The organism is Pseudomonas sp. FW215-R2 (genome assembly GCF_058789255.1).
In genome coordinates this window covers 1-566 of record NZ_JBYTBO010000053.1, presented here as the reverse complement: position 1 = coordinate 566, position 566 = coordinate 1, and the positions used below count along the sequence as shown (strand labels likewise).

Annotated in this window: 1 protein-coding gene; it reads left to right on the top strand. The window is 64.8% G+C overall.

What is annotated here, in order from left to right; genetic code table 11:
• Nucleotides 1–566 (top strand): contractile injection system protein, VgrG/Pvc8 family (locus AC3WRD_RS29840; RefSeq protein ID WP_492574065.1); only part of this gene is annotated, 566 nt, incomplete at both ends.

Sequence of the window (566 nt, the reverse complement as noted above, 5' to 3'; positions counted from 1 at the left end):
CAGCAGGACTCCGGCATGGTCGCCAGCGACCCGGTGATCAAGCGCTTCGACCTGCGCCTGGAAACCCGCACCAGCCGCACCACCCGCCGCGATTACGACTTCGAAAAACCGCGCATCACCCTCGAAAGCGAAAACCGTGGCGACGCCCTGCCCGACCTCGAGGATTACGACTACCCCGGCCGTTTCGTCGACCGCGAGCGTGGCAAACACCTGGCCAAACGCGCCCTCGAACGCCATCGCAGCGACTTCCAGCTCGCCGAAGGCAAGAGCGACCAGCCGCTGCTGGTCAGCGGCCATTTCCTCGCGCTGAAAGAACACCCGAAGGCCAAGTGGAATGACCTGTGGCTGCTCACCGAAGTCCATCACGAAGGCAAGCAACCGCAAGTGCTGGAAGAATCGGTGACCAGCGACACCACCGCGCTGAAAGACGATTTCCATCAGGGCTACCGCAACCGCTTCCAGGCCACCCCGTGGGACGTGCCGAACCGGCCGCCCCTGCGCCACCCGAAACCGCGCATCCTCGGCAGCCAGAGCGCCGTGGTCACCGGCCCCAAAGGCCAGGAAAT